Here is a 19,985-nt window from a genome sequence, read left to right on the forward strand (position 1 = left end):
ACTGAAAGCCCCGGAACGCGTATAGCAAAGCCGAAACGGCCGCCCTGCCTCCGGCCGGTCGGCACCTGACCACAGCAAAGCGGCCCTCCCAATGCCTGTTACCATTCTCGATCTCGTCGTCATCGGCGTGGTTCTGATCTCGGCTTTGCTCGCAGCCGTGCGCGGCTTCACGCGCGAAGTGCTGGCGATCGCCTCGTGGATCGCCGCGGCGGCCGTGGCCTGGGTGTTCCACCCGCAGCTCGTGCCCTTCATCAAGCAGTATGTTCCGGCAAGCTCGGCGCAGGACACGATCGCGCTGGTCGCTGCTATCGCGGCGCTTTTCCTGGGCACTTTGATCGTCGTCTCGCTGATCACGGCCCGTATCTCCGATTTCGTGCTGGATTCGCGCATCGGCGCGCTGGATCGCACGCTCGGCTTCGTCTTCGGCGCGGCGCGCGGCCTTTTGCTGGCGGTGATCGGCTATCTGTTCTTCACCGCGCTGGTCGGCAACGAGAAGCTGCCGGCCTGGGCCAAGGACGCCAAGGCCACACCGATCCTCGAAGAAACCGGCCGCTCGCTGCAAGCGATGCTGCCGCAGGACTTGAATGTCATCGTCAACAACGTGCTCAAGAAGCGGAAGCCGGAGGAAGGCACTGAGGCCCCGGCGGAGGAGCCGCGCAGCCCCGCGACGCCGGCACCGGTTGCACCTGCCCCAGCCCGTCCCTAATTAGCGCGTAGAACGACAGCTCAAGCCCCGTGTGTGGAGCGCGACATGATCTCGCAAACCGGACGTGACGACGCCTTCGACCCCAATGCCGACCGGCTGCGGGAGGAATGCGGCGTCTTCGGCATCTACGGCCATGCCGATGCCGCGGCGCTGACCGCGCTCGGCCTGCATGCGCTGCAGCATCGCGGCCAGGAGGCGGCGGGCATCGTCTCCTTCGACGGCAAGCGCTTCCATTCGGAGCGCCGGCTCGGGCTCGTCGGCGACGCCTTCTCGGAAGCGAGCGTCATCGACAAGCTCAAGGGCAAGCAGTCGATCGGCCATGTCCGCTATTCGACGACCGGCGAGACGATCCTGCGCAATGTCCAGCCGCTCTTCGCCGAATTGCATGGCGGCGGCTTCGCCGTCGCCCATAACGGCAACCTGACCAACGGGCTGACGCTGCGCCGCAACCTCGTCCGCGACGGTGCGATCTACCAGTCGACTTCGGATACCGAGGTGCTGCTGCATCTCGTCGCCCGCAGCCGCAAGCAGAACTTCGTCGATCGCTTCATCGAGGCGATCCGCCAGATCGAGGGCGCCTATGCCTTCGTCGGCATCACCAACAAGAAGCTGATCGGCGCCCGCGACCCGCTCGGCATCCGCCCGCTCGTGCTCGGCGAGCTCGATGGCTGCCCGATCCTGACCTCCGAGACCTGCGCGCTCGACATCATCGGTGCCAAGTTCATCCGCGAGGTCGAGAACGGCGAGGTCGTGATCATCTCCGAAGCCGGGATCGAGAGCCACAAGCCGTTCCCGCCAGTGGCCGAACGGCCCTGCATCTTCGAGTACATCTATTTCGCCCGCCCCGATTCCATCGTGAAGGGCCGCAGCATCTATGAGCGCCGCAAGGCGATGGGCGCGGTGCTGGCTCAGGAAGCGCCGACAGAGGCCGACGTCGTCGTGCCCGTGCCGGATTCCGGCGTGCCGGCGGCGCTGGGCTATGCTCAGGCCAGCGGCATACCGTTCGAGCTCGGCATCATCCGCAACCACTATGTCGGCCGCACCTTCATCGAGCCGACGCAGAAGGTCCGCGAGCTCGGCGTCAAGCTGAAGCACTCGGCCAACCGCTCGGTGGTCGAGGGCAAGCGCATCATCCTGGTCGACGATTCGATCGTGCGCGGCACGACCTCGTTCAAGATCGTGAAGATGATGCGGGAAGCCGGCGCCAAGGAGGTGCATTTCCGCATCTCCTCGCCGCCGATCACCCATCCCGACTATTACGGCATCGACACGCCCGACCGCGAGAAGCTGCTCGCCGCGACCCATTCGCTGGAGGAGATGCGCCAGTTCGTCGGTGCGGATTCGCTGGCCTTCATCTCGGTGGACGGGCTCTACCGCGCCATGGGGCATGAGCGACGCGACCCGGCCCGGCCGCAGTTCACCGACCATTGCTTCACCGGCGACTACCCGACCTCGCTGACCGACATGGTCGGCGAGAGTGCCAAGCAGCAGATTTCGCTGCTGGCCGAAGCCGGCTGATCTTTTCACGAACGGGCTGTCATCCCGGGCAAGCGCAGCGCCGACCCGGGATCCATGCCTGAACCTTCATCGGCAGCGCTCCGGAATGGATCCCGGATCGGCGCCGCTATCGCGGCTTGTCCGGGATGACGGCGTAGGGGAAGCGGGGCAACTCTCACCATGACCCAACTGCTCAAGGGGCGCGTCGCGCTCGTCACCGGCGCGTCGCGCGGCATCGGCCGTGCTGCGGCGCTGGCCTTCGCCGAAGCGGGCGCGCATGTCATTGCGCTTGCCCGCACCGCCGGCGCGCTGGAGGAACTCGACGACGAGATCGTCGCGATCGGCGGCAGCGCGACCCTCGTTCCGCTCGACCTCGCCGATGCCGGCGGGCTGGAGAAGCTCGGCCATGCCGTGACGGAGCGCTGGGGCAAGCTCGACATCCTGCTCGCCAATGCGGGCGTGCTCGGCTCGCTGAGCCCGCTTGACCATGTCACCGAGAAGGACTGGGCCCGGGTCTTCGACATCAACGTCACCGCCAACTGGCGCCTGCTCAAGGCGCTCGATCCGGCGCTGCGCGCCTCCGATGCCGGCCGCGTGCTGCTGATGACCTCGGGCGCCGCGCATAAGTGCACGGCCTATTGGGGCCCCTACTCGGTCTCCAAGGCCGCCGTGGAGGCTCTGGGACGCACCTATGCGGCCGAGACGGCGACGACGCCGGTCAAGCTCATGCTGGTCAATCCGGGGCCGCTGCGCACCAAGATGCGGGCTGAGGCGATGCCGGGCGAAGACCCGGAGACGCTGAAGACACCGGAGGAGCTGGCGCCGCATCTGGTGAAGCTCGCCTCGCCGGACTGGAGCGAGAGCGGCAAGATCTTCGACTTCCCGCAGGGCAAGGTGCTGACCCCGCAATTGCCGATCTGAGGCCATTCAGCCACGCGCCAGCGCGGCCTGCACCAGCGTGATCAGATCGGGAATGGTGAGGTTCGGCAGGGCCGCCATCTCGTCCAGGCAGAACCAGCGGATCTCGTCGTGTTCGTCGACGAGATTGACGGCCGCTCCGCCTTCCCAGGCGCTGACGACATAGATGTGATGCAGCGCAGCGCCGTAGCGTTCGGGAAAGCGCTCGGCTTCCGACAGCACCAGCTCATAGCGTGTCGGCACCAGCCCGACCTCTTCGCGGCATTCGCGCAGCAGGGCCTGTTCCAGCGCCTCGCCGGGCTCGACCCGGCCGCCGATCGCGTCCCAATGGCCGGGCCAGGCCTGCTTCCAGACGGCGCGCAGGCCGAGCAGAACCTTTTGATCGGCATCGACGAAGAGCGCGCTGACGGTTTCGAGCATGCGCGCGCCCGCGATCGCTATTCGGCCCTGAGCCAGCGCAGCAGGCCGGCCTGATCGCCGCTCTCGACCGCAGCCGCCACGCGCCGGCCGACGGCCGCGCCGAATTTATAGCCATGGCCGGAGCAGGCCGAGACCGCCGTTACGCGCCCGATCTCCCGCGACAGGAACTTGCGGTCCGCCGTGAAGGTATAGGCGCAGGTAACGACGCGCTCGACGCGGTACTCGCCGATGCGCGCGAAGGGCGGCGCAAAATAATCGCGGATCTGCTCGCCCTCGCCCGCCCGCGGCTCGCGCTCCTCGTCGGGCTGGCGCGGACGCTTGTGCACGCCGGCGCCGACCTTGAGGCCGGTGCCATCGACCGGCGGCAGGACATAGCCATCGACCGAGCCGCCGACATCGACGATGACCGGGGCGGCCTCCCAGGCGGCCTTCAAGTCCGAAGGCGGATCAAGATAAGCGACGGCCGTGCGATAGGTCGTCAGGACGTCCGCAAGCTCCGGCAGGAGCTTCAGAACCCAGGCGCCGGAGCTGACGACGATACGGTCGAAGCTCGCCGCCTCGCCATCGGCCAGGGCAACGCGGCCGCTCTCGGCGTCGATCGCAGTGACCGCCGCGCCCTCGCGCAAGGTGACGCCGCGCTCGCGCAGCAGGCGCACCATGTCGGCGGCGATGCGGGCCGGGAAGAGCGCGCCGCCCTCGGGGCTGAGATAGGCGTAGCGGATCGTGGCCGCATCGATGAAGGGGTAGCGCTTGGCAGTCTCGGCAGCGTCGTAGAGCTCGTAGGGCGAGGCCATGCGGTCGAGGCCTTCGCGGTAGTCCTCGCCCTCGTCGCCCTCGGTCTGGGAGATGCCGAGCACGCCGCAAGGCGCGTAATGCTGCTTGCCGAGATCGGCCCAGAGTTCGCCCCAGGCCTCGAAGGCCTCGGTGATGGTGCGGGCATAGCCGTCAGCGCCGCCATAGGCCCGGCGGATGATCCGGTGCTGGTCACCCGAGGCCGCATAGGGGTTGGGGATCTGCGGTGCCTGCTCGAACAGCGTCACCTCATGCCCGCGCTTGTTCAGCGACCAGGCGGCGGAAAGCCCGGCGATACCGGCGCCGACGACCGCAATCCTCATGCCCCTTGCCTCATCAACCCTTGCGCTCCTTGTCATAGGGATTGGCGCCGCCGCGGCGATGCAGGCGGATCGGCGTGCCCGGAAGCTCGAAAGCGTCCCGGAGATTGTTTACGAGATAGCGGGTGTAGGAGACCGGCAGATGATCGAGCTGGTTGCCGAACAGCGCGAAGGTCGGCGGCCGGGCCTTGGCCTGCGTCATGTAGCGGATCTTGATGCGTCGGCCGGCCACGGCCGGGGGCGGATGGGCCGAGAGCACGCCTTCGAGCCAGCGGTTGATCCGCGCGGTCGAGACGCGGCGGTTCCAGACGCCGTAAGCCGAGAACACGCCCTGCATCAGCTTGTCGATACCCTCGCCGGCCAGCCCCGAGAGCGGGATGATCGGCACGCCGCGCACCTGCGCCAGCAAGTGGTTGGCCTTCTCCTTGAGCTCGGCCAGGAGGCCCTGCTTGTCGGCGACGAGGTCCCATTTGTTGAGGCCGATCACGACGGAGCGTCCCTCGCGCTCGGTCAGGTCGACCAGCGTCAGGTCCTGCTTCTCGAAGGGGATGGTCGCGTCGAGCAGCACGACCACGACCTCGGCGAAGCGGATCGCGCGCAGCGAATCGGCAACCGAGAGCTTCTCCAGCTTCTCCTCGATGCGGGCGCGCTTGCGCATGCCAGCGGTGTCGAAGAGCTTGACCTTGCGGCCGCGCCATTCCCAGTCGACCGAGATGGTGTCGCGGGTGATGCCGGCCTCCGGGCCGGTCAGCATCCGCTCCTCGCCGATCATGCGGTTGACCAGCGTCGACTTGCCGGCGTTCGGGCGGCCGATGATCGTGACGCGCAAGGGCCGATCGGGATCGATCTCCTCCTCGTCATCCGAATCGGCGGCGGGAACGTCGGCCCAGGCCGTCTCGTCCTCGTCTTCATCCTCGGATTCGTCGGGGATGAAGGGCATCAGCGCCTCGAGCAAATCAGACGTGCCCTCGCCATGCTCAGCCGAGAACGGCACGGGATCGCCGAGGCCGAGCCCATAGGACTCGATGATGCCGTCGGTGCCCTTCTTCCCCTCGGCCTTGTTGGCGAGCAGGATCACCGGCTTGCCGGAGCGGCGCACCAGATCGGCAAAGGGCTGGTCCATCGGCGTAATGCCGAGGCGAGCGTCGATCATGAAGAGCACGACATCGGCCTGCGCGATGGCGGTCTCGGTCTGGGCGCGCATGCGGCCGGCGAGCGAATCCTTGTCGGCCTCTTCGAGGCCGGCGGTGTCGATCACCTTGAAGCGGAGATGGCCGAGGGTGGCGTCACCCTCGCGGCGGTCACGCGTCACGCCGGGCCGGTCATCGACCAGCGCGAGCTTCTTGCCAACCAGCCGGTTGAACAGCGTCGACTTGCCGACATTGGGGCGCCCGATCAGGGCGACGATGGCTGTCATCAGATTTCACACATTTTCGCCGTCGTCCCGGTTCGCCGAAGCGAGGAGCCGGGGCGGCGGCGCCATTGGAGCGAGGCTCCGGTTCAGTTCTTCACCGTGACGGGGCCGCCACGGACCAGAGCGAGATAGAGTTCGACGCGCTGGCGCAGGGCCTGCGGCGCCTGCGGATCGGTGATCGCGGCATCGAACCAGCGTCCGGCATCCTCGAAGAGATTGGCCTTGAGCGCGGCGATGCCAAGGAATTCACGCGCCGTGTGGCGCCAGACGCCCTGCGCGGTCGCGAGCGGCTCCAGCGCCGCCTTGACCTCCGCATAGGGGGAAAGATCGACGCGCAGGATGCCGGCACGCAGCTTGGCGAGGTCGCGAGAGGTCTGGTCGAGCGAGGCGTCCTTGGCGAGCGCATCGAAGGCGGCAACGCCGGCGGCCGGATCGCGCTTGGCGATCTCGGCGGCGAGGCGGAAGCGGGCGATCAGGCGATAGCCGGCAGGCGCCGTAGCCGAGAGCTCCTTCAGGATGGTCTCGGCCTGGGTCGCGTCACCATCGCGCGAGGATTTCAGCGCGGCTTCAAGACGCGCGCCAACAGCCTGCGAGGCCTGATTCTCGCGATGCAGCCAGTACTGCCAGCCCGCAACAGCGAGCACCGCCAGCACGGCGAGGCTGGAAATCACCCAGCCATATTTCTTCCAGAGTTCCGCTGCCTTGTCGCGGCGGACTTCCTCATCGATCTCGCGAAAAATATCGGCCATTTGACTGTCAAAATCCCTGTTGGGAGCCCGGTAGCATTTTCAAGCCGGGAATGCGAGCCGGATCGGCATCTCAGGCCTTCGCCGGAGCCGCCCGAAACAGCAAGCTGCCGTCGCCATAGGAATAAAAGCGGTAATTCGCCGCGATCGCATGGACATAGGCCCGTTTCATCATGTCGAGCCCGCAGAAGGCGGAGACGAGCATGAACAGCGTCGAACGCGGCAGGTGGAAATTCGTCATCAGGAGGTCGACCGCGCGGAAACGATAGCCCGGCGTGATGAAGATCGCGGTGTCGCCCGAGAAGGGCCGGATCGTGCCATCCTCGACTGCTGCGCTCTCGATCAGGCGCAGCGAGGTCGTGCCGACGCAGACGATGCGCCCGCCCTTCGCCTTGACGGCGTTGAGCGCGGCAGCGGTCTCGGGCGAGACCGTGCCCCATTCCGCGTGCATGCGGTGGTCGTCGGTATCATCAGCCTTCACCGGCAGGAAGGTGCCCGCGCCGACATGGAGCGTGACGAAATGCCGGCTGACGCCGCGCGCGTCCAATGCCGCCAACAGCTCCGGCGTGAAGTGCAGCCCTGCGGTCGGGGCGGCGACGGCGCCGTCCTTCCGGGCGAAATTGGTCTGGTAGTCGGCGGTGTCGGCGCTATCGGTCGGGCGCTTGCCGGCGATATAGGGCGGCAGCGGCAATTCTCCGAGCCGCGCGATCGCCTCGTCGAGATAGGCGCCCGTCAGGCTGAACTGTAGCTCGACCTCGCCGCCCTCGCCCTTGGCGATGACCTCGGCCTGCAGGCGGCCAAGCTCGCAGGCATTGCTGGCGGCTTCCGAATCGAAAACCACGCGCTCGCCAAGTGCCAGCTTCTTGGCTGGCCGGGCGAAGGCGAGCCAGCGATCCTCGCTCTCGCGCTTGTGCAGCATGATCTCGACGCGGGCCGAATCCGCGCCGCGATAGCGCCGCCCGCGCAGGCGGGACGGGATGACGCGGGTATCGTTGAGGACGAGCGCGTCACCGGGCTGAAGCAGCGAGACGAGGTCGCGGATGCCGCGATCTTCCAGCGGCTCGGTCGCGTCCGGGCGCACCACGAGCAACCGCGCCGCATCGCGCGGGCTCGCGGGCCGCAGCGCGATACGATCCTCGGGCAGGTCGAAATCGAAGAGATCGACATCCACGGCCGGAACGTCCTTCCCGCAAAACGCAACGAGCCCTCACCCGACGGGCCGCGAGCGCCGCTCGCGTCCCGGGATGAGGGCTCGCCTCAAACTATCGAAGGTCAGGCCGCGTCGGCCATCACCTTCATCGAGACGATCGAGTCGGGGTCGCGCACCGGCTCGCCGCGCTTGATCTTGTCGACATTGTCCATGCCTTCAACGACCTCGCCCCAGACGGTGTACTGCTTGTCGAGGAAGCGGGCATCGTCGAACACGATGAAGAACTGGCTATTGGCCGAGTTCGGGTTCTGGGCGCGGGCCATCGAGCAGATGCCGCGGACATGCGGCTCGGCGTTGAATTCCTGCTTCAGGTCCGGATAGCTTGAGCCGCCGGTGCCGGTGCCGTGCGGGCAGCCGACCTGGGCCATGAAGCCGTCGATGACGCGGTGGAAGACGATGCCGTCATAGAAGCCCTCGCGGGCGAGCAGCTTGATGCGCTCGACATGGCCCGGCGCAAGATCGGGACGCAGCTTGATCACCACCTTGCCCTTGGTGGTTTCCATGACGATGGTGTTCTCGGGATCCAGCGACATCAGGTCTGCCTTTCATTGAGCCGCGTGCGGCCGTGGAAGCGTATGGTGAAGGGTCGCCCCGCGATACTCGCTCCGAGGCCCGCCGACAACCTCATCGGCGTGCAGGAGCGGATGGCGGCGACGGCGGAGTCGCTGAAGCGCTGCTGGAACTCGGCATCGCCGCGCTTGGTCTCCCAGGTGACGCGGGGCTGGCCGAAGAGGCTGCCGTCGCGGCGCAGGCTGAAGCGGAGCGAGACCATCGCGCCCGTCAGGTCGCCAGGCAATGGCGGCGGGTTCCAGCAGCGCTGGATGGCCGGGGCGATCTCGTCGAGCCGATCGACCGTTTCGGTTCCGTCTCGCGGGCTATCGGGCGTGATCGACCCGATCAGGCCGATCTCGCCGCCACCGCGCAGCGGGCGCGGCGCACCGAGCCCACGCTGATCGAGGCCGGGAATGTCGCCGCCCGTGAAGGGGCCGCCAATCCCGGGATTGTAGCGCTGGCCGCTCTGCGGCGGCAGGATCGGGTTCTGCGAGCCCGAAGGCGGGGGCAGGACCGGATTCTGCGAGCCGGAGGGCGGCGGCAGGCCGAGATCGCGCGTATCCTGCGCGAGCGCTCCGGTGAGTCCTAGCGCCAGGGCGATCCCGATCAGGGCCGTCCGAACCATCGCCCCACCCTCCCCGGCTCGCCCCGCGCGCAAGCGCGCCGGCTCTTACTTTGCGTCGGCCTGCATGCGCATGCGGACGATCTTGTCGGGGCCGCTGACCTGGCCGTTATTGGCGCTGGAGCCCTTCTTGATCTTGCGCACGGCGTCCATGCCCGAGACGACCTCGCCGAACAGCGTGTACTGGCCGGTCAGGGAGCCGCAGCCCTCGTAGCAGATGAAGAACTGCGAATTGGCCGAATCCGGCGAGGACGAACGGGCCATGCCGAGCGAGCCGGCCTTGTAGGGCGTCGGGGTGAATTCGGCCGGCAGGTTCGGCAGGTCGGACTTGCCGGTGCCGGTGCCGGTCGGATCGCCGGTCTGCGCCATGAAGCCGTCGATGACGCGGTGGAAGACGATGCCGTCATAGAAGCCGCGCTTCACCAGCGCCTTGATCTGGGCGACATGCTTCGGCGCCAGATCCGGCCGCAGGCGGATCGTCACCGGGCCGTCCTTGGTCTCGAGGATGACGGTGTTCTCGGGATCGGGCTTCGGCGTCTGGGCCTGGGCGAAACCGAGCGAGGCAACGACGGCAAGGGCGGCGAGCGAGCTGCGCAGCATGAAAATCTCCATGGCCGCCGGCGAGCCCGGCGGATGCCGGTCGATAGCCCTATCCTTTGGCCGGAACAAGGCACCAAGTCGGCCAGCCTGCTGCCCTTGCTGCACTGCACAAGTGCAATGGAGACTAATCTTGCAAAAATTCCAGGCTGACGCTGCCTAAACTGATGACAGCGCCGTCACAATCGGCTAATCCTTCCGGCGCTGGGAGCGCCTCGCCAGTCGAAGCGCTGCGGACCAGGTCTTGGGAGGAACAAACGCCCGCCTTGCAAAATGAGTCGCACGCTTTCTGAGACGTGTGCCGGTGCAGCGGTAAAAGCGGACTACCAAAGGCAAGGCATCGGCCTTGCCTTTTTTCTTGGGCGGTACCTTGAGCCGCTACTTTGAACACTCCCCGCTGTAAGCCGAGATGAAGCTCGGCCATGGAACCACGGAGGCGCGAACCAGCCCCCGTGATCATCTTCAACATGCAATCCCTGCTGCCCTAGACCGCCAGAGTTGCTCCCTTCCGGCCTCCGCCGTCAGGTCGAGCACGACAAGGCTGCCGGCTTTGACCCGTCGCCGCAGGCTGTCGGCGTGCCCCGAAGCAATGCGAAGCCCGCCCTGCTCGTGGAGCACGCGAAGCTGCGTGCGCGACAATTCCAGTTCGGAGGCCAGCAAGCGGTCGAGGCGCACGCTCGACGGAAGCGGAACCTTCAGTTCGATCTCCAGATGCGTCCAGTCGCGCGTTTCGCAGAGGATATCCTTGGCGATATCGCATTCCCGGAACTCGTCGATCCGCTGCGCCTTGCGCCGCAAGGCGTCGAGATTGAACGCCTCCGCCTGCAGCCAGAGCGGGTCGTTGGACTGAAGCGCCGCGAGAATGCGGGGCTCGATGTCGCGGATGTTCCGCCGCTCGAAGATCGGACGGTTCCAGGTCTTGTCGCAATCGATGCATTTGTAGATCAGCCAGGCATCGAGACTGCGGCCATTGGCGTTGAGCCTCGCCTTTCCGCTGGCGCGGAAGGCTCTCGGCCCGCCGCAGCCATTACAGGTGATCCAGGGTTGGGGAGGGATTTGCGGCGTGATGGTCCATCGGACCCGAAGTTTCGCGCACATAGCAGTCTTGGTCTTCCATGCGGAAGTTCACCAAGATGGCGCGTGAGAACCCCTTGTCGGGCGCGGTGTGGCGGTGCTTCAGGTGGTCGAAGAGCAGAGACAGCGGAGGCTGCACTGGCACGGTGGAACAATGCCAAACCGGTCTCTCGCCACCACCCGACGAACGTATTGATACGCCGACGGCAGGCCGCCATCGGCAGTACGGGTGAACTGGATTGAGACCGGACTTACTTAGGCAAAGCCTACCTCGACGCGCCAATGCTCTTCGACGCCAGCCATAGCAGGCGATCCGCTTCGGCGGGAGCCCTGCGCGGCCCGAAGGGGGAAGAACCGCGACATGGGATAATTCTGCAACGTCGCGCTGAACCAACCCTGCGTGAGGCGGCTTCAGATGTCGTAGGTCACCCAGACATACCAGACGCCGGCGAAGATCACCGCCGCGATCAGCGAGGTGATGACGGCCTTCTTCAGCAGGCCCGGCAGCACGGGCGCGCCCGGCTCCGTGCCGGCCACGACATCACCCGCCTCCTCCTGGCTGCGGATGCCGAACGGCAGCACCGCGAAGAGCGTGATCCACCAGATCACGAAATAGAGGGCGAGGCCACCGACGACGTTCATGCCGCCTTCCCTGCGAGCGCAATGCAGGAGAAGGCAACCTTCGCCTCGGTCGGCACGCCGAAGCGCGCGGTATGGCGGGCCGGCAGGCCGCCGGGGAAATGCTTCACGTATTCGGCGTTGCAGGCGGCGTAGTCGGCGGGGTCAGTGATCAGCATCGTCATCTGGACGACGCGATCGAGCGAACTCCCGGCCTCGGCCAGAATCTCGGCAACACGCCCGAGCGCATTGCGGACTTCCTCGGCGGGCGTCTCGCCACGATGGATGCCGCGCGCCGGGTCATGCGGCGCCGAATGGCCGGAGACGAAGACGAGCCCGCCCGCGACGGTGGCGGCGCTGAAGGGACGCGGCGAGCCGGCTTCCGGCTGGCCGAGAAATGCGATGTCGGTCATCGTCGTCAGGCCTGTTCAAGCTCGACCAGCGTGCCCAGGAAATCCTTGGGGTGCAGGAACAGCACCGGCTTGCCATGGGCGCCGATGCGCGGCTCGCCGGAGCCGAGCACGCGCGCGCCTTGCGCCTTCAGACGATCACGCGCCGCGAGGATATCGTCGACCTCGTAGCAGATGTGGTGGATGCCACCGTCGGCATTGCGTTCCAGGAACTTCGCGATCGGCGAGTCGGCGCCGAGCGGCTCCAGCAACTCGATCTTGGTGTTGGGCAGTTCGACGAAGACGACGGTGACGCCGTGCTCCGGCTCGGCCTGCGGCTGGGAAACGCGTGCGCCCAGCGTGTCGCGATAGAGCGCCGTCGAGGCTTCCAAGTCCTTCACCGCAATGGCGACGTGGTTCAGGCGTCCGATCATCTTCATCCTCTCCGGCGTGGCCGTATGGCCGTTCTACACCTCGACCACCAGCGCATGCACCAGCGGCTTCTTGCCCCACTCCTCGTTGACCGCACTGCGGACGCCGCGCTCCAGCGCATTGCGCAGCGCCTCGGGGTCGCGGCGGCGGGCCTTGGGGATATTGTCGAGGAGGTCTCCGACCGTATCGGCGACGAATTCGTCGAAATCGATGCCGCCGAGGGTACGCGGCGGCAGGCCGAGCACGGCGATCTCCGGCTCGCCGGCAATGCCGCCCTTCTCGTCGATGGCAACCGCGATCGAGACGATGCCGGCGAAGGACAGGCGGCGGCGCTCCTGGATCGTCTTCTCCAGCGCGTTCACCAGCAGGGAGCCGTCCTGGTAGAGCCGGCCATGCTGGACCTCGTCGACCTTGCGGGCGCCCTCGGCCGAAATCGCGACGACGTCGCCATTGCCGGCGCGCAGGACATGTTTCACGCCGAGGCTGCGGGCGAAGGTTTCGTGCTCGGCCAGATGCAGGTCCTCGCCATGGGCGGGGATCGCGATCTGCGGCTTCAGCCAGCCATAGAGCCGGGCCATCTCCTCGCGGCGCGGATGGCCGGAGACATGGACCAGATGGGTCCGGTCCGTGATGATCTCGATCTTATCGCGGGCCAGCGCGTTCAGGATGTTGCCGACAGCCTTCTCGTTGCCGGGAATGGTGCGCGACGAGAAAATCACGCGGTCGCCGGGCGAGAGCGCGATCTCGGGATGGTCGTCCGAGGCGATGCGTGACAGCGCGGCGCGCGGCTCGCCCTGGCTGCCGGTGACCAGCGCGACAACCTTGTCGCGCGGCAGGTAGCCATAGGCATCGACCGGGCGGAAACCGGGAATGCCGTCGAGATAGCCGCATTCGCGCGCGACATCGATGACGCGGTCCATGGCGCGGCCGACGACCACGACCTCGCGGTCGTTGGCCATCGCGGCTTCCGCGACGGCGCGCAGGCGCGCAACATTGGAGGCGAAGGTGGTGACGGCGACGCGCCCCGGCGCCGAGGCGACCAGTTCCTTCATCTTGGCGGCGACATCGGCCTCGCTCGGACTCGTGCCGTCGCGCATGACATTGGTCGAATCGCAGACCAGCGCCAGCACTCCCTCGTCGCCGAGTTCACGCAGGCGCTTCTCGTCGGTGGGGAGACCGACGCGCGGGGTCGGGTCGATCTTCCAGTCGCCGGTATGGACGACGAGACCGGCCGGCGTACGGATCGCGAGCGCGTTCGATTCCGGGATCGAATGCGCCACCGGCACGAACTCGATGTCGAAGGGGCCGAGCGTGATCGCCCCGCCCTGCGGCACGACATTGAGCTCGACACTCGGCGCGCCGGGTTCGGAGAGGCGGCGCGTCGCGAGGAGGCCAGCGGCGAAGCGTGTGCAGTAGACCGGCGCGCGCAGGGACGGCCAGAGCGCGGCGAGCGCGCCGATATGGTCCTCATGGGCATGGGTGATGACGATGCCCAGCAGGTTCGCCCGCTCCTCGATGATGTAGCGCAGGTCGGGCAGGACGATATCGACGCCCGGCGCCTCCGGCCCGGCAAAGGACAGGCCGCAATCGACCAGGATCCACTTTCGTCGCCCCTCGGGCCCGAAGCCATAGAGAGCGGCGTTCATGCCGATCTCGCCGAGGCCGCCGAGGGGAACGAAGACGAGCTGGTCGCTGGAGCGGGTCACTGGCAATCCTGATTCTGGCAATGGCTTGATCTATGCCGCGTGATGGCAACGAGCCCTAGCATGCCCAAAGGGCCGCCTCCAGATCGACGGAGGTCGAGCGGGGTCGCACGATCAGGCGGGCGGGCCGAAGAAGAGGTCGCCGGCATCGATGATGCGGCGGCCGGCTTCTGTTTCGAGTTCGAGGCGCCCGGTCGGGTCGAGACCGATGAAGATGCCGGTGAGCGGCCCTTCGGGCAGGCGGATGGTGATGGTCTCGCCAAGGAAGGCGGCGCGTTCCAGCCAGGCGGCGCGGGTCGGGCCGAAGCCGCCGGGCTGCGACCAGACGGCGAAGCGCTGGGCGAAGGCGTCGCTCAGGCCCGTCAGCATGGCCTCGACATTGGCCTGCGGCGCCACAGCCTTCAGGAAGGTCGCCGGATAGGGCGTATCCGTCGGACAGGAGGCGATGTTGACCCCGCAGCCGACGATGACGTTGAAGCGCCCTGCCCGGCTCTCGCCCTCCAGCAGCAGGCCCGAGGTCTTGGCGCGGTCGAGCAGCAGGTCGTTCGGCCATTTCAGCCTGAGGCCGGAGGCGGCCGGGCCGAGCAGCTTCGCGGCGGCATCGTGCAGGGCGAGCCCCACGACGAAGCCGAGCTGCGGCGCCAGGGCCGGCTCGCACGGATCGGTGAGCAACAGGCTGGCGTAGAGATTGCCGGGCGGCGAGCCCCATTGCCGGCCGTGGCGGCCGCGGCCGGAATTCTGGCTGCGGGCGACGATCCAGAGCCTGCCCGGCTCGCCCTGATCGAGCGCGCGACGGGCCTCCTCCATGGTGGAGCCGACCTCGTCGCGGACGATCAGACGATAGCCCGCGGCGCGGGCGGCCTCACCGAGCATGGTAACACCCAGTCGGACGCAAGCCGTCATTCTCGGGCGGAGCGCAGCGCAGACCCAAGAATCTCTGGCAGGAGATGCTCGGGTCAAGCCCGGGCATGACGGAGCTTTTCACTTAGAACAGCGACTTCGCCGCGGCGGCCGCCGAGTCGAACAGCGGGGCCGGCACCAGCGAGAGCACCAGCACGAAGAGCGCCGAGATCAGCAGCACGGTGCGCACGCCGAGATCGGCCTTCTCAAAAGCCGGCTTCGGCTCGTCGAAATACATCACCTTGACGAGGCGCAGATAATAGTAGGCGCCGACCACGCTGGTCAGGACGCCGATGACGGCGAGCACATAGAGCTTCGCGTTGATCGCGGCGAGGAAGACGTACCACTTGGCCCAGAATCCGGCGAGCGGCGGGATGCCGGCGAGCGAGAACATCATCATCGCCATCGCGAAGGCCATCCAGCCATTGGTGCGGGACAGGCCGGCCAGCTCCGAGATGTCCTCGACCAGCTTGCCGTCGCGACGCATCATCAGCACGCAGGCGAAGGCGGCGAGCGTCGTGGCGAGATAGATCGCCATATAGGTCATCACGCCCTGCACGCCCTCGGCCGTGCCGGCCGCGAGGCCGACCAGCGCATAGCCCATATTCGCGATCGAGGAATAGGCGAGCAGGCGCTTGATGTTGGTCTGGCCGATCGCGGCGAAGGCGCCAAGGCCCATCGAGGCGATCGAGATGAAGACGATGATCTGGCGCCAGTCATGGATCGCGCCCGGGAAGGCGCCGATGAAGACGCGGATCACCATCGCCATGGCGGCCATCTTCGGCGCCGAGGCGAAGAAGGCGGCGACCGGGGTCGGCGCGCCCTCGTAGACGTCCGGCGTCCACATGTGGAACGGCACGGCCGAGATCTTGAAGGCGACGCCGGCCGCGATGAAGACGATGCCGAAGATCAGGCCGATGCCGGCATGGCCGCCGGCCGTCGCGGCCGCGATGCCCGGGAAGGTGACGGTGCCGGTGAAGCCATAGACCAGCGAGCCGCCATAGAGCAGCATGCCCGACGAGAGCGCGCCGAGCACGAAGTACTTCAGGCCGGCCTCGGTCGACTTGGCGTTGTCGCGGTCGAAGGCAGCGACGACGTAGAGCGCCAGCGACTGCAGCTCCAGACCGACATAGAGGCTGATGAGATCGTTGGCCGAGATCATCATCATCATGCCGATGGTCGAGAGCACGACGAGGATCGGGAACTCGAAACGCATCGTGCCCTGGCGGCGAAGCGTATCGGCCGAGAGCAGAATGGCCGCACCGGCGCCAAGCAGCGTCAGAACCTTCATGAAGCGGGCGAAGCCGTCGACGATGAAGCCGTTATTGAAGGTCAGCATCTTGCCGGTGCCCGACACGACCAGCACCAGCGCGACCGCGAGCAGTGCCAGCGCCAGCCCTTCGAGCAGGCGCGTCGAGCGCTCGCCCTGGATCGCGCCGACCAGCACCATCGCGATGGCGCCGAGGGCGAGGATGATTTCCGGCAGGGCCGGGCCGAGAGCGGGCAGAGCCATGACGAGACCTTACTGCGCGGCCGCCAGAGCCGTCTTCGCGACGGCGAGGGCTGCCTGATAGTTCTTGATGAGCGCTTCGGTCGGCGCCGCGAAGGCGTCGAGGATCGTATGCGGCTGGATGCCGTACCAGATCGTCAGCAGCACGAGCGGGACCAGCGTCACGTACTCGCGGACGTTCAGGTCCTTGATGTCCTTCAGCTCGGGCTTGACCAGCTCGCCGAACACGACCCGGCGATAGAGCCAGAGCGCGTAGGCCGCCGAGAGGATGACGCCGGAGGTCGCGAAGAACGCCACCCAGGGATTGGCGCGGAAGGCGCCGAGCAGCGTCAGGAACTCGCCGACGAAGCCGGCCGTGCCGGGCAGCCCGACATTGGCCATGGTGAAGACCATGAAGACGACGGCATAGGCAGGCATCCGGTTCACGAGGCCGCCATAGGCCGCGATCTCGCGGGTATGCATGCGATCGTAGATCACGCCGACGCAGAGGAAGAGCGCGCCCGAGACCAGCCCGTGGCTGACCATCTGGAACATCGCGCCCTGGATGCCCTGCGGCGTCAGGGTGAAGAGGCCCATCGTCACGAAGCCCATATGGGCGACCGAGGAATAGGCGATCAGCTTCTTCATGTCCTCCTGCATCAGCGCCACCAGCGAGGTGTAGACGATGGCGACGACCGAGAGGGCGAAGACCAGCGGCGCGAACAGCGCCGAGGCTTCCGGGAACATCGGGATCGAGAAGCGGATGAAGCCGTAGCCGCCCATCTTCAGCAGGATCGCCGCCAGGACGACGGAGCCGGCCGTCGGCGCCTCGACGTGCGCGTCGGGCAGCCAGGTGTGGACCGGCCACATCGGCATCTTCACGGCGAAGGAGGCGAAGAAGGCCAGCCACAGCCAGGGCTGCATCTGCGACGGGAACTTGTGCGCCAGCAGCGTCGGGATGTCGGTGGTGCCGGCGTTCCAGTACATCGCCATCACGGCCAGCAGCATCAGCACCGAGCCGAGCAGCGTGTAGAGGAAGAACTTGTAGGAGGCGTAGACGCGCCGCTTGCCGCCCCAGATGCCGATGATCAGGAACATCGGGATCAGGCCTGCCTCGAAGAACAGGTAGAACAGCACGAGGTCGAGCGCCGCGAAGACGCCGATCATCAGCGCTTCCAGCACGAGGAACGCGATCATGTATTCGCGCACCCGCTTCTCGACCGAAGTCCAGGACGCGACGATGCAGAACGGCATCAGGAAGGCCGTCAGCACGATGAAGGGGAAGGAGAAGCCGTCGACGCCGAGCTTGAACTTGATGGCGTCCGAGACCCAAGCGTGGGTCTCGACCAGCTGGAAGCCGGGATTGGCGATGTCGAAGCGATACCAGGCGACACAGGCGAGCAGGAAGGTCAGGCCCGTGGTGAACAGGGCGATCCAGCGCGCATTGGAATCGACGGCCGACTGATCGCCACGCTGCACCAGGATCAGGGCAGCGCCGACCAGCGGCAGGATCAAAAGACCGGTGAGGATACCGAAACCCAACATCATCTCACCCGCGCGCCACGAGATACCAGGTCACGAGCCCAGCGACGCCGATCAGCATGGCGAAGGCATAGTGATAGAGATAGCCGGTCTGCAGCCGGACCACCCGATTGGTGACGTCGACCACACGGGCCGAGACGCCGTCCGGGCCGAAGCCGTCGATGACCAGGCCATCGCCCTTCTTCCAGAGGAAGCGGCCGAGCCATTTCGACGGACGCACGAACAGGAAGTCGTAGAGCTCGTCGAAATACCACTTATTGAGCAGGAATTTGTAGAGCGCGGGATTGGCGGTCGCCAGCTTGCCCGGGATTTCCGGCCAGCGGACATACATCAGATAGGCCAGCACGAAGCCGATCACCATCGCCACGAAGGGCGACCAGACGACCCATTTCGGCACTTCATGCATGGCGTGCAGGATGTGGTTGTCCTTGCCCATGAACAGGGCCGCCTTCCAGAACTTCTCGAAGTCGTGGCCGATGAAGGCTTCCTTGAAGACGAAGCCGGCCGCGACCGCACCGACCGAAAGCACGGCGAGCGGGATCAGCATCACCCAGGGGCTCTCATGCGGCGTATGGTCATGACCGTGGCCGTGGTCGTCATGGCCATGCGCATGATCGTCGTGACCGTGTGCGGCATGCGCGTGGTCGTCATGGCCGTGACCATGCGAGTCATGCCCATGCCCCCAGCGCGGCGCGCCCTCGAAGGTCATGAAATAGAGCCGCCAGGAGTAGAACGAGGTCATGCAGGCCGCGACGACCAGCAGCACGAAGGCATAGGACGAGGCGAAGCCGCCATGCGCCACCGAGGCATAGGCGCTCTCGATGATCGCGTCCTTCGAGAAATAACCGGCGAAGAACGGGAAGCCGGTCAGAGCCAGCGTGCCGATCGTCATCGCGGCGGCAGTGATCGGGATATGCTTCCTGAGGCCGCCCATGTGGCGCATGTCCTGCTCATGATGCATCGCGTGGATGACCGAGCCGGCGCCCAGGAAGAGCAGCGCCTTGAAGAAGGCGTGGGTGAAGAGGTGGAAGATGCCGGCGCCGTAATTGCCGACGCCGAGCGCGACGAACATGTAGCCGAGCTGCGAGCAGGTCGAATAGGCGATGACGCGCTTGATGTCGTTCTGCACGAGGCCGACCGTCGCCGCGAAGAAGGCGGTGGTGGCGCCGATGACGACGACGACAGTGAGCGCGACCGGCGCGTATTCGAAGACCGGCGACAGGCGCGCCAGCATGAAGACGCCGGCGGTCACCATCGTCGCGGCATGGATGAGGGCCGAGACCGGGGTCGGGCCTTCCATCGCGTCCGGCAGCCAGGTGTGCAGCAGGAACTGCGCCGACTTGCCCATCGCGCCCATGAAGAGCAGCAGGCAGGTCAGCGTCATCGCGTTCCAGTCATAGCCGAGGAAGCGAAAGCTCTGGCTGGCCAGCTCACCGGCGCGCGGGAAGATCGCGTCGAAGCCGACCGAGCCGAACAGCACGAAGACGAGGAAGATGCCGAGCGAGAAGCCGAAATCGCCGACGCGGTTGACGATGAAGGCCTTCATCGCCGCGGCATTGGCCGAGGGCTTCTGGTACCAGAAGCCGATCAGGAGATAGGAGGCGAGGCCGACGCCTTCCCAGCCGAAGAACATCTGGACGAGGTTGTCCGACGTCACCAGCATCAACATGGCGAAGGTGAAGAGCGAGAGATAGGCGAAGAAGCGCGAGCGGTGCTCGTCCTCGTGCATGTAGCCGATCGAATAGAGGTGCACGAGGCTGGAGACCGTGTTGACCACGACCAGCATCACCACTGTCAGCGTATCGACGCGGAAGGCCCAGTCGACCTGGAGCTGGCCCGACGAAATCCAGCTCGCGATCTGCACGCGGGTCGTGCCGGAGCCGAAGCCGACATTGAAGAAGGCGACCCAGGACAGCAGGGCGGAGACGATCAGCAGCGAGGTCGTGACGATCTCGGAGCCGCGCGCGCCGATCAGCCGGCCGAACAGCCCGGCGATCAGGAAGCCGATGAGAGGGAGGAAGACGATCGCGTGATACATGGCAGT

20 protein-coding genes are annotated in these 19,985 nt (G+C 66.6%); 3 read left to right on the top strand and 17 right to left on the bottom strand.

From position 1 onward, the window contains the following. The first annotated feature begins 91 nt into the window (after nucleotides 1–91). From AC3WMA_RS00295 to AC3WMA_RS00305, 3 genes are all read left to right on the top strand, one after another. Nucleotides 92–706: a CvpA family protein gene (locus AC3WMA_RS00295; protein ID WP_492283431.1), complete on the top strand. Its 615-nt coding sequence runs from the start codon at nucleotides 92–94 to the stop codon at nucleotides 704–706. Between the two features lie 45 nt (nucleotides 707–751). Then, nucleotides 752–2,224 carry an amidophosphoribosyltransferase gene (gene purF / locus AC3WMA_RS00300; protein ID WP_492283432.1) on the top strand — a complete coding sequence of 491 codons (1,473 nt, stop codon included), beginning with the start codon at nucleotides 752–754 and terminating at the stop codon, nucleotides 2,222–2,224. A gap of 159 nt (nucleotides 2,225–2,383) precedes the next feature. Next, on the top strand, nucleotides 2,384–3,124 hold the full coding sequence (locus AC3WMA_RS00305) for an SDR family NAD(P)-dependent oxidoreductase (RefSeq protein ID WP_492283433.1): 741 nt from the start codon (nucleotides 2,384–2,386) through the stop codon (nucleotides 3,122–3,124). Between the two features lie 6 nt (nucleotides 3,125–3,130). Here the strand turns inward: AC3WMA_RS00305 and AC3WMA_RS00310 are convergent, their stop codons facing one another. From AC3WMA_RS00310 to nuoL, 17 genes are all read right to left on the bottom strand, one after another. Next, nucleotides 3,131–3,541, bottom strand: coding sequence for an NUDIX hydrolase (locus tag AC3WMA_RS00310; RefSeq protein ID WP_492283434.1), 411 nt, complete (start codon nucleotides 3,539–3,541; stop codon nucleotides 3,131–3,133). A gap of 17 nt (nucleotides 3,542–3,558) precedes the next feature. Then, nucleotides 3,559–4,656 carry an NAD(P)/FAD-dependent oxidoreductase gene (locus tag AC3WMA_RS00315; protein WP_492283435.1) on the bottom strand — a complete coding sequence of 366 codons (1,098 nt, stop codon included), beginning with the start codon at nucleotides 4,654–4,656 and terminating at the stop codon, nucleotides 3,559–3,561. 13 nt (nucleotides 4,657–4,669) lie between these two features. Further along, a complete protein-coding gene (gene der, locus AC3WMA_RS00320; RefSeq protein WP_492283436.1) occupies nucleotides 4,670–6,070 on the bottom strand; it encodes a ribosome biogenesis GTPase Der in 1,401 nt (466 codons plus the stop codon). A gap of 83 nt (nucleotides 6,071–6,153) precedes the next feature. Beyond that, the gene (locus AC3WMA_RS00325) at nucleotides 6,154–6,816 is read right to left on the bottom strand and encodes a tetratricopeptide repeat protein (protein WP_492283437.1); all 663 of its coding nucleotides are present in this window, start codon (nucleotides 6,814–6,816) and stop codon (nucleotides 6,154–6,156) included. A gap of 70 nt (nucleotides 6,817–6,886) precedes the next feature. After that, the gene (gene queA, locus AC3WMA_RS00330; protein ID WP_492283438.1) at nucleotides 6,887–7,984 is read right to left on the bottom strand and encodes a tRNA preQ1(34) S-adenosylmethionine ribosyltransferase-isomerase QueA; all 1,098 of its coding nucleotides are present in this window, start codon (nucleotides 7,982–7,984) and stop codon (nucleotides 6,887–6,889) included. Nucleotides 7,985–8,085: 101 nt separating this feature from the next. Then, nucleotides 8,086–8,556, bottom strand: coding sequence for a peptidylprolyl isomerase (locus AC3WMA_RS00335; RefSeq protein ID WP_293806363.1), 471 nt, complete (start codon nucleotides 8,554–8,556; stop codon nucleotides 8,086–8,088). Continuing rightward, nucleotides 8,556–9,200 (bottom strand): UCP034077 family protein, encoded by a 645-nt coding sequence (locus AC3WMA_RS00340; protein WP_492283439.1) that lies wholly within the window; start codon nucleotides 9,198–9,200, stop codon nucleotides 8,556–8,558. The genes AC3WMA_RS00335 and AC3WMA_RS00340 overlap by 1 nt, the downstream gene beginning before the upstream one ends. Nucleotides 9,201–9,245: 45 nt before the next feature. Continuing rightward, the gene (locus tag AC3WMA_RS00345) at nucleotides 9,246–9,797 is read right to left on the bottom strand and encodes a peptidylprolyl isomerase (protein WP_492283440.1); all 552 of its coding nucleotides are present in this window, start codon (nucleotides 9,795–9,797) and stop codon (nucleotides 9,246–9,248) included. Nucleotides 9,798–10,256: 459 nt separating this feature from the next. Continuing rightward, the gene (locus AC3WMA_RS00350; protein ID WP_492283441.1) at nucleotides 10,257–10,892 is read right to left on the bottom strand and encodes a DUF1062 domain-containing protein; all 636 of its coding nucleotides are present in this window, start codon (nucleotides 10,890–10,892) and stop codon (nucleotides 10,257–10,259) included. 387 nt (nucleotides 10,893–11,279) lie between these two features. Further along, nucleotides 11,280–11,510 carry a DUF1467 family protein gene (locus AC3WMA_RS00355; protein ID WP_492283442.1) on the bottom strand — a complete coding sequence of 77 codons (231 nt, stop codon included), beginning with the start codon at nucleotides 11,508–11,510 and terminating at the stop codon, nucleotides 11,280–11,282. Next, nucleotides 11,507–11,899 (bottom strand): RidA family protein, encoded by a 393-nt coding sequence (locus tag AC3WMA_RS00360; RefSeq protein WP_492283443.1) that lies wholly within the window; start codon nucleotides 11,897–11,899, stop codon nucleotides 11,507–11,509. Before AC3WMA_RS00360 ends, AC3WMA_RS00355 begins: the two co-directional genes overlap by 4 nt. 5 nt (nucleotides 11,900–11,904) lie before the next feature. After that, on the bottom strand, nucleotides 11,905–12,309 hold the full coding sequence (mce, locus tag AC3WMA_RS00365) for a methylmalonyl-CoA epimerase (RefSeq protein WP_047575196.1): 405 nt from the start codon (nucleotides 12,307–12,309) through the stop codon (nucleotides 11,905–11,907). A gap of 33 nt (nucleotides 12,310–12,342) precedes the next feature. After that, nucleotides 12,343–14,013, bottom strand: a complete 1,671-nt coding sequence (locus AC3WMA_RS00370; protein ID WP_492283444.1) for a ribonuclease J — start codon at nucleotides 14,011–14,013, stop codon at nucleotides 12,343–12,345. Nucleotides 14,014–14,124: 111 nt separating this feature from the next. Beyond that, on the bottom strand, nucleotides 14,125–14,883 hold the full coding sequence (locus AC3WMA_RS00375) for a biotin--[acetyl-CoA-carboxylase] ligase (protein WP_492283445.1): 759 nt from the start codon (nucleotides 14,881–14,883) through the stop codon (nucleotides 14,125–14,127). A gap of 112 nt (nucleotides 14,884–14,995) precedes the next feature. Continuing rightward, nucleotides 14,996–16,423, bottom strand: a complete 1,428-nt coding sequence (gene nuoN / locus AC3WMA_RS00380; protein WP_492283446.1) for an NADH-quinone oxidoreductase subunit NuoN — start codon at nucleotides 16,421–16,423, stop codon at nucleotides 14,996–14,998. Nucleotides 16,424–16,432: 9 nt separating this feature from the next. Continuing rightward, entirely contained in the window at nucleotides 16,433–17,944 is a 1,512-nt protein-coding gene (locus AC3WMA_RS00385) for an NADH-quinone oxidoreductase subunit M (RefSeq protein ID WP_492284719.1), read from the bottom strand. A gap of 4 nt (nucleotides 17,945–17,948) precedes the next feature. Further along, nucleotides 17,949–19,979 (bottom strand): NADH-quinone oxidoreductase subunit L, encoded by a 2,031-nt coding sequence (nuoL, locus tag AC3WMA_RS00390; protein ID WP_492283447.1) that lies wholly within the window; start codon nucleotides 19,977–19,979, stop codon nucleotides 17,949–17,951. Nucleotides 19,980–19,985 lie beyond the last annotated feature (6 nt).

The sequence above is a fragment of the Allobosea sp. FW305-C-101 genome (assembly GCF_058783685.1).